This is a genomic window from Sphaerospermopsis aphanizomenoides BCCUSP55 (genome assembly GCF_001586785.1).
GTDB classification, from domain to species: domain Bacteria; phylum Cyanobacteriota; class Cyanobacteriia; order Cyanobacteriales; family Nostocaceae; genus Sphaerospermopsis_A; species Sphaerospermopsis_A aphanizomenoides_A.
The window spans coordinates 1-9323 of record NZ_LUFH02000157.1 but is presented as its reverse complement, the minus strand read 5'-3'; the positions used below and the strand labels follow the sequence as shown (position 1 = coordinate 9323).

Sequence of the window (9323 nt, the reverse complement as noted above, 5' to 3'; positions counted from 1 at the left end):
GAGCAGGGGAAGCAGGGGAAGCAGGGGAAGCAGGGGAAGGATAACCTAATGATCTTTTGCCTCTTCCCTGTCACCTGTCACCTGTCACCTGTCACCTGTCACCTGTCACCTGTCACCTGTCACCTGTCACCTATCACCTGTCACCTGTCACCTGTCACCTGTCACCTATCACCTATCCCTAATCTAAAATCCAAAATCCAAAATCCAAAATTCTATGGTCAGTCTGCTAGAAAACCCCTTGCGCGTTGGCCTACAACAACAAGGGATGCCCGAACCCCAAATTATAGTTATTTTTGGCGCTTCCGGAGATTTAACCTGGCGCAAACTCGTCCCCGCACTCTTTAAATTACGGAGAGAAAGACGCATTCCTCCAGAAACCACCATTGTGGGTGTAGCTAGACGGGAATGGAGTCATGAATACTTCCGTGAACAAATGCAGAAGGGCATGGAAGAAGCTCATAGTAATGTCGAACTAGGGGAACTCTGGCAAGACTTTTCTCAAGGTTTGTTCTACTGTCCTGGAAACATAGATGACCCAGAAAGCTACCAGAAGCTGAAAAACCTATTAACTGAATTAGACGAAAAACGGGGAACAAGGGGAAACCGGATGTTCTACCTTTCCGTCGCTCCCAACTTCTTCCCTGAAGCTATCAAACAGCTAGGGGGCGCGGGGATGTTAGATGACGCTTACAAACATCGGTTGGTAATCGAAAAACCCTTTGGACGTGACCTAGCCTCCGCCCAAAACCTCAACCAAGTAGTGCAGAAGGTTTGTAAAGAAAACCAAGTTTATCGGATTGACCACTACTTAGGTAAAGAAACCGTACAAAATTTGTTAGTGTTCCGCTTTGCCAATGCCATATTTGAACCTTTATGGAATCGGCAATTTGTGGATCATGTACAAATTACCGTTGCCGAAACCGTAGGTGTGGAAGACAGGGCTGGTTATTATGAAAGCGCCGGCGCACTGCGGGATATGTTGCAAAACCACCTGATGCAGCTTTACTGCTTGACGGCAATGGAAGCACCCAACGCTATGGATGCTGACAGTATCCGCACGGAAAAAGTTAAAGTATTACAAGCAACTCGTTTAGCTGACGTGAATAATCTTTCACGTTCCGCAGTTCGGGGACAATATAGCGCCGGTTGGATGAAAGGTCAACAAGTTCCTGGCTATCGAGAAGAACCAGGAGTTAACCCCAACTCCACCACACCGACGTTTGTGGGGATGAAATTTATTGTTGATAACTGGCGTTGGCAAGGTGTCCCCTTCTACCTGCGGACAGGAAAGCGGATGCCTAAAAAAGTCAGCGAAATTGCTATTCACTTCCGGGAAGTACCTTCCAGAATGTTCCCTTCTGCTGCCCAACAGAAAAATGCTAACGTTTTGGCACTGCGGATACAACCAAATGAAGGAATTTCCCTGCGCTTCGACGTGAAAATGCCCGGTGGTGATTTCCGCACCCGTTCCGTTGATATGGATTTTACCTATGGTTCTTTTGGCATCGAAGCCACATCCGATGCTTACGATCGCCTGTTCCTAGATTGTATGATGGGCGACCAAACATTATTCACACGGGCAGATGAAGTAGAAGCTGCTTGGCAGGTAGTCACACCAGCCCTTTCCGTTTGGGATGCGCCCGCTGATCCCGCGACTATTCCTCAGTATGAAGCCGGCACTTGGGAACCTGCGGAAGCAGAATTATTAATCAACCAAGATGGTCGCCGTTGGCGCAGACTCTAGGAATTTTAGATTTTAGATTTTAGATTTTGGATTGGTAATTGGTAATTGGTAATTGGTAATTGGTGAATAGGAACAGGATTATTACCCATTAACCATTACTCATTAACTCTTAACCAACCTCTAATCCACAAATTCTAAAATCTTAAATCACAAATCCAAAATCCTTTCATCCAAAATCCAAAATAGACTATGGTTTCCCAAGCTCCTACAATTTATTCACTGCAAGCCCCCAAAGATGTTTCGCTCACAGAAATAGAAGCGGAACTGAATCAAATTTGGCAAAGTTATGGCATCACCGGCGAAGATGGGGCGCTACCTGCTGCTACCCGCGCCACCACATTTACTTTGGTGGTTTATGAACCAGAAGAAACCCAATATTTGTTAACTGCAACTGGGTTTTACAATGGTCCAATTGATGGAATTTTAGGACCACAAACCCAATCAGCCCTGCGGGAAGTACAGAAAAAATATAAACTTCCGGAAACTGGCAGTGCTACACCAGAAACTCTCAGGGCTTTACGGGAAGAATATTTCAAAAAGCAACACAGTGGACCAAAGGGTGATAGCCACGGTTCAGCGATGGGCTATACTTTCAGTGCTACAAGTCCGACTATTGCCGATGAAATTGCCCTGCGTAACCCTTGCCGGATTATTGCCTTGTGTCCCATTGCTGGGGAAGATGAAGGGGTAAAGGCGCAAGTTTCAGCTTATTGTCCCATTCAAAAACAGTCTTCCACAACTCTCATCTGTTGTGAATATATTACTCTGACTGGAACTACTGCGGCTTTGGAACGAATCGGGGGCATGATTCCTGCTTTGTTAATTGGTGGTTTGCCTAAATTCCTCTGGTGGAAGGCGACTCCAGATGCTCATAACCCTTTGTTCAAACGGTTAGCCGCAGTCTGCAATAACGTGATTGTTGATTCTTGCAACTTTAATACTCCAGAAGATGATTTATTAACTTTGCAAGATTTGGTAGATACAGGAGTGCCTTTAGCTGATTTAAACTGGCGGCGTTTGTCGGCATGGCAAGAGTTGACAGCAGAAGCTTATGATCCACCAAATCGTCGAGCTAGTCTCAAAGAAATTGACAGAATAACTATTGATTATGAAAAAGGCAATCCTTCCCAAGCTTTACTGTTTTTGGGTTGGTTAGCAAATCGTCTACAATGGCAACCTGTTTCTTATTCAAAGGAAAGTGGTGATTATGATATCACTACTATTCGTTTTGTGGGTCAAGACCAACGACAAATAGAAGCAGAATTAGCAGGTGTACCAATTGCTGATATTGGTGAAATTGTGGGTGATTTGATTGCTTTGCGTTTAAGTTCTACCAATCCTCAAGCAAATTGTGGAACTGTAATTTGCTCAGAAACTGGTGGTTGTATGCGGATGGAAACTCACGGTGGCGCTCAATCTGCTGGTTTATTTCAACAAGTAAGTTCTCTTTCGGAACAAAAGGCTGAGGCTTTGTTGAGTCAACAGGTACAACGCTGGGGTCGTGAGGCTTTGTTTGAGGAAAGTTTGGCGGTAATTGGCAAAACTTTGAAGTTAGGGAATTAATATAGCAGAAGACAATAGGCACAAGGCAATAGGCAAAGGTAAAATTCTTGTCATCACTCAAGTTTTAGCTTTTTAAGAATGTCCTAACCGCCTTATCCACTGCTATATTTTCCCCTAGCTAAATATTTTAGATCCCCGATTTATTGAAGAAGTCGGGGATCTTGTTATATAGCATCTACTACCGACACTTACGATATTTGACGTGATAAACTAAACCACGATGGGCTAGATCAAAGGAGTCAACGGTCGCCATCCCTTGACCACTGGCGGTCATTGCAGCATTCACTCGCATATTCACACTATCACCACAGCGTGACCAGACATCACCAACAGTCACTAATTGATCTCGAACGTTGTAGTCAATTTCGCCTCTAAATGTCCTAGAAAAAACAGGGCCACGCTGACCAGCAAAGAAGTATTCTGCTCTTAGTCGGCCGATTGTGGCGGGAGCGACATAGCCCCGATAATCAGCATCATAGACGGAAATTTGAAAGCCTTGGGGTACTTGAATGGGGATGCTCATGTTACAGCTTTTGCGTGCTTCGGATGATTTATTTCCCAAAGCCATAAATTGATCAAACAGAATACTTAGCTCTTGACCATCGGGGCTGACGTTAACACTAGCAGATCCTTCAGGACAACCATTACCACCATATTCTGCGCCTAAGATTTGAACTTTTTCGTTAGCAAATGCAGGTGCAACAGAAGTAGTGAGCAGTGTAGCCGCAGCCAATAAAGCTGGGAAAAAGTTGATAGATTTATTCTTGAAATTCTGATGATTCATAATTCACCTTTAAGTACAAAAATGTTATCCAAAGTTGTGATGTTAACAACTTTATGGAGGTCAGAAAATTTTTAACGATGTGGAGAGCATTGTGTTTGCTCTTGCTGTTAATCACACAAGAGAAAAACCAATTATTCCAGAATTTACTAAAAAATCCTTTTTGCCAAAATCCATCCTTGATATTATTAACTTCTGGCAATGGTAAACTAGCTCAATCTGTAGCTGATCTAGGATTTTATGAGTTCCCTGATCAGCTAAATAACAAGATTCAGCTATATGCTAGTAAGTTGGTAATAGTGGATAGATTTTATGATAGAGTGTATCCGAATCGAACCCTATAGAACACACAAAAATCAGAAGCACAAGACTTTGAGAGAATTTTTGTGCCAGTCCTTTAAACAATGGATAATGTACAATGGACAATTGACAATTACCTCTGCCTAAAAGCGAGAGGATTGAGAAATTGGTTTTTTTTCTTTTTTCCCCTGGAAAAAGGGAAGTTTGAAACCTGAAATTAAACAATTGCCAATTATCAATTGACAATTATCAATTGATAAATATATCTAGGAGTAAAAAACATGAAAGCCGTCTTAATGACAACAACAGGAGACCCTGACGTTCTCAAATTACAAGAAGTTCCCAAACCCACACCGAGAAATAGAGAAATTTTAGTCCGCTTGGTGGCTGCTGGAATTAATCCCATTGATACCAAATTGCGGAAACGCGGTACTTTTTATCCTGAACAAATGCCGGCGATTTTAGGATGTGATGGTGCGGGTGTTGTAGAAACTGTAGGTGCTGAAGTCCAAAAATTTCGGACTGGAGATGAAGTTTATTTCTGCTATGGAGGGTTAGGCGCACATCAAGGTAATTATGCGGAATATACGACTGTTGATGAAAGATTTGTCGCCTCCAAACCTAAATCTATTTCTTTTGCGGAAGCAGCAGCAGCACCCCTAGTTTTAATCACTGCGTGGGAAGCATTATATGAACGGGGAAGACTTGAACCGGGAGATAAAGTTTTAGTTCATGCTGGTGCTGGTGGTGTTGGTCATGTTGCGATTCAATTAGCTAAACTCAAAGGAGCAGATGTAGCCACTACTGTTAGCACTCAGGAAAAAGCAGATTTTGTGACTAAATTAGGTGCTGACAAAGTAATTTTTTACAAACAAACTGATTTTGTTCAAGCTACTTTAGACTGGACAAATGGTGAAGGTGTAGATTTGGCTTTTGATACTGTCGGTGGAGAAATTTTTGATCAAACTTTTCCCGCAGTGCGAGTTTATGGGGATATTGTCACTATTCTTGAACCTGATGCTAATACTGTTTGGAAGGTGGCCAGAACTAAAAATCTTCGCATTGGTTTAGAATTAATGTTGACACCAATGCTGTTAGAAAATATCGAAGGTTTACAACATCATGGAGAAATTCTCCAACAGTGCGCTACTTGGATGGATGAAGGTAAGTTAAAAATCCAGGTTAGTCATACTTTTCCTTTACAAGCAGGAGCAGCAGCTCATCAATTACTGGAAAATAGTGGTATAACAGGTAAGATAGTTTTAGTAATTAACGATGTTTTTTAAACGCAGAGGTACACGGAGGTTTAACGCGGAGGTTCGCAGAGGTTCTCTGTGTTACTCTGCGCTTTCCTCGGCGTTACTCTGCGTTTTACTCTTTCTTCCTCTCCCGGCTTTTGCAGCACAACCTGAACGCACTACCCTGACTTTGGAGTTGTTACAAGAACGTATTAAAAATCCGACGCTGCGGGAAGGAAATTTAACTATTGATTTGCAGCGAATGGTGATTGATTTACGTCCTGAAAATGGCAGTTTTCGGGATAATTTTTATCAGTTTTTGCGAAAGGAGTTACAAAAAAATGGTGCAAAACCTTTGGGTTTGGATTTGAGTTATTCTTTGATTCAAGGTGATTTTATTGGTAGTGATTTGGGTTTAAGGACTCCTCTCTACGCCCAAGCTATAGCACCAATTTTTACGGTTACGGAACAAGAACAATTGGAAGCTCTACGTTTGGTATGTTTGCAATCACTATCAATAGCTTTTCCTGATTCTCAGGACTGTAAATCGCTGTTAGGAACTCTGTCAAATACTTCTAGTGAAATTGCTGTTTTTCGTGGTGCTTTGAGTTTTGTGGAAACTCGGTTTAATGGTGAAGTGCAGTTTCCTCATACGTTTTTTCTTCAGTCTATAAATGCTCAAGGTGCAAGTTTTCTCAGGGCTACTAACTGGAATGAATCCAGATTTGGACGTTCTGTTAAATTTGATGGTGCTGCTTTTAAGCAATTTAGTAATTTTCAAGGCAGTATTTTTTTTGAAAAAGCTAATTTTAAAAAAGCTCAATTTCAGGAATTTGTGGATTTTCAAGGTAGCTTTTTTATTCAAGATTCTAAGTTTAATCAATCTAATTTTCAACAAACAGCTAAATTTAATAATTCTCTGTGGCAAGGACAAGCAGATTTTTCTGGTGTGAGTTTTGCTAATCAAGCACAGTTTAATCAGGCTGATTTTTATCAGATTGTTATTTTTTCTGATGCTATTTTTCAAAAGGATATTATTTTTCGAGAGACTCAGTTTAACGAATCTGTTGATTTTTATGGTACTAGTATTCGTAGTCAAGCTGATTTTAGTGATGCGCTGTTTGTGAAAGGAGCATTTTTAAATGTTTCTGGGTTAAATTTTAATTCTAACCAAGCTAAGATTTTAGGAAATCCAGGGGAAATTGGTAATAAGTTCTCTGTCCCGAAATTGCAAGGTAATCAAAATATTTTGCGTAATTTAGACCAAAATTTCCGTCAACAACAACAAATTGCTGATGCAAATCAGTTGGAATACGTTAAACAACGATTAAAATTAATAGAATTTAGTAAAATTCTAGTAGCTACAAATATTAATAATGCTGCTATTTCTAGTTTAATTAATTTGGGGTTTTCTCCTACTCAAGCGCAAGCTATTAAGGAACAACGAGAGATAAAATTATTCCGCAATAGCAATGAATTATTAACTTTAGCTGATATGGATTTAGAAACCTATCAAAAATTAAGCGATCGCTTGGTTGCAATTGAACCCCTATCCGTTGCTGGGTGGTTGGTTCACGCTATCAATTGGTTGTTGTTAAGTATGTTATTATTATTGAGTGGTTATGGCACAAATTTCTGGTTAGTTTTTGGTGTAGGAGGAGTGGCGATCGCTTATTTTGGATTTTTATTTTGGTTAATAGACCGTTACCGTCGTTTGCGTCCTGTACCAATCATTCCCGCATTATATGAAACTATTTCTATCTGTACTGGTTTTTGCTTTTTAACGTCTTTAAGTCTATTAGCTATTTTCCGTAACACTGAACAACCTTGGCTGACTTTAGGGTGTTTATTTATTATTATTGTTCCTGTTCCTTTCACTTTATTAAGTCGACTTTATCAACAAGGAAGGTATCACGATTTAATGGATATCTCTTACTTCACGGAAGATGGGACATTACGACAATTAAGATTATTAATTGGACGTTTACCAGTAATTCCCAGAAACCCAACTTTCAGAGAAAGATATATGCCATTACTATGGGATAAACGCTGGAATTGGCTTAATTATTATGATTTTAGTCTGAATAATTTAGTTAGATTAGGATTCAATGATATCCGACTGCGTGATGAACATTTACCGGGAATTGTTGCTACACTTGCTTGGTATCAGTGGAGTTTAGGATTACTTTATATTACTTTGGTTTTATGGACTCTCTCGCGCACAATTCCTGGATTAAATTTGCTGATTTATTTGAAATAATTTTTCCATTAAAACGCAAAGACACAAAAATCTTCGCATGACGGACACTTTGCACAAGTCAGGAAACCCACCTATGCAAGTGTCCTCTTTTGCGTGAGGATTATTTTCCCATCGGCAGTTAAACCTTTGCTTCCAAAGACTTGAGCAACTCAGTATTAACACCAGATTCACGAGTGAGGGAAATTTTGCCAGTACGAGCAATTTCCCGCAAACCAAATTTTTGCAAAACTTGGACAATCGCCACCATCTTACCCGGATCGCCAACAACTTCTAATGTTAGAGAATCTTCTGCCACATCCACAACCCTGGCCCGAAAAATCTGAGAGATTTCGATCACTTCTGAACGGTTGCTGCTGGTAGCATTGACTTTCAAAAGCATTAATTCCCTCTCGACACAAGGAGTTTCTGTAATATCTTGTACCTTGAGGACATTAACTAACTTGTATAGTTGCTTTGTAAGTTGCTCAATTACGCGATCGTCGCCTGGTACAACCATTGTAATTCGGGAAACACCCCCCTGTTCAGCAGGGCCAACAGCAAGGCTTTCTATATTAAAGCCACGACGAGCAAATAAACTGGAAATGCGGGAAAGAACTCCCGCTTCATCTTCTACGAGAACAGAAAGAGTATGTTTCATCTTCGCCAACAGAGGCTAGGGGAGCATGAAATCAACGCAGATCAAAATTCATGGCTGCGCTAGACTTACTACGACACTGAATTTTTGGTCTAAACCTTTATTTTAATACACTTATCTGGAGAAAATTTAGCCATTCTAGAAATTACCCTTGCTTGGTATACTATGAATAGTGTATATTAAACAGTATCCAAATACATTAAGGAGGTGATTAAGTAAGTGCTGGTCTTAGAGTACAAAGCCAAATGTAACCAACGTCAAAAACAAGCTATTAACGAAGCAATAAGGACAACTCAGTTTGTCAGAAATAAAGCTATTCGTTACTGGATGGACTCACCTCAAGAAGCAAAAATTAACAGAATTGCATTAAATAACTACTCAACAGCACTACGCAAAGAATTTAGTTTTGTAGAAGAATTAAATTCAATGGCTTGTCAGTCTGCCACAGAAAGAGCATGGCAAGCGATTCAGAGATTTTACGACAACTGTAAACAGAAAGTTGTAGGGAAGGCTTGTACTGAGCGCAGTCGAAGTAAAGGATATCCCCGCTTTCAAAAAGATAACCGTTCAGTTGAATATAAAACATCTGGATGGACATTGCATCCGACAAAAAGACGTATCACTTTTACTGATAAAAAAGGTATTGGTGAACTTAAACTATTGGGTAAATGGGATATTCACATATACCCTATTAAGTTAATTAAACGAGTTAGGATTGTTAAACGTGCTGATAGATTTTAAGTACCTGAGCAAAATTAATTTAACATTTTTGAAACAAACAAAAATCTCTGTATTCCTTACCT

6 protein-coding genes and 1 pseudogene are annotated in these 9323 nt (G+C 40.2%); 5 read left to right on the top strand and 2 right to left on the bottom strand.

All coding sequences use genetic code 11. The features are described from left to right. The first annotated feature begins 214 nt into the window (after positions 1-214). Entirely contained in the window at positions 215-1744 is a 1530-nt protein-coding gene (gene zwf / locus A0J48_RS25030; protein ID WP_200327289.1) for a glucose-6-phosphate dehydrogenase, read from the top strand. 189 nt (positions 1745-1933) lie between these two features. Then, the gene (gene opcA / locus A0J48_RS25025; protein ID WP_200327288.1) at positions 1934-3307 is read left to right on the top strand and encodes a glucose-6-phosphate dehydrogenase assembly protein OpcA; all 1374 of its coding nucleotides are present in this window, start codon (positions 1934-1936) and stop codon (positions 3305-3307) included. 178 nt (positions 3308-3485) lie between these two features. On the opposite strand, the gene A0J48_RS25020 is transcribed toward opcA, so the two are convergent. Further along, positions 3486-4091: a DUF4360 domain-containing protein gene (locus A0J48_RS25020; RefSeq protein WP_200327287.1), complete on the bottom strand. Its 606-nt coding sequence runs from the start codon at positions 4089-4091 to the stop codon at positions 3486-3488. A 578-nt stretch (positions 4092-4669) separates the two neighbouring features. Here A0J48_RS25020 and A0J48_RS25015 point away from each other — a divergent pair. Both A0J48_RS25015 and A0J48_RS25010 read left to right on the top strand, forming a co-directional pair. Beyond that, positions 4670-5674, top strand: coding sequence for a zinc-dependent alcohol dehydrogenase family protein (locus A0J48_RS25015; RefSeq protein WP_200327286.1), 1005 nt, complete (start codon positions 4670-4672; stop codon positions 5672-5674). Next, a complete protein-coding gene (locus A0J48_RS25010) occupies positions 5664-7886 on the top strand; it encodes a pentapeptide repeat-containing protein (RefSeq protein ID WP_200327285.1) in 2223 nt (740 codons plus the stop codon). Before A0J48_RS25015 ends, A0J48_RS25010 begins: the two co-directional genes overlap by 11 nt. A 118-nt stretch (positions 7887-8004) precedes the next feature. Here A0J48_RS25010 and ilvN read toward each other — a convergent pair whose 3' ends face one another. Next, positions 8005-8523 (bottom strand): acetolactate synthase small subunit, encoded by a 519-nt coding sequence (gene ilvN / locus A0J48_RS25005; protein ID WP_013190466.1) that lies wholly within the window; start codon positions 8521-8523, stop codon positions 8005-8007. A 216-nt stretch (positions 8524-8739) separates the two neighbouring features. On the opposite strand from ilvN, the pseudogene A0J48_RS25000 reads away from it, so the two are divergent. Then, positions 8740-9258, top strand: a pseudogene (locus A0J48_RS25000) (nuclease/transposase family protein); the annotation flags it as partial. Positions 9259-9323 lie beyond the last annotated feature (65 nt).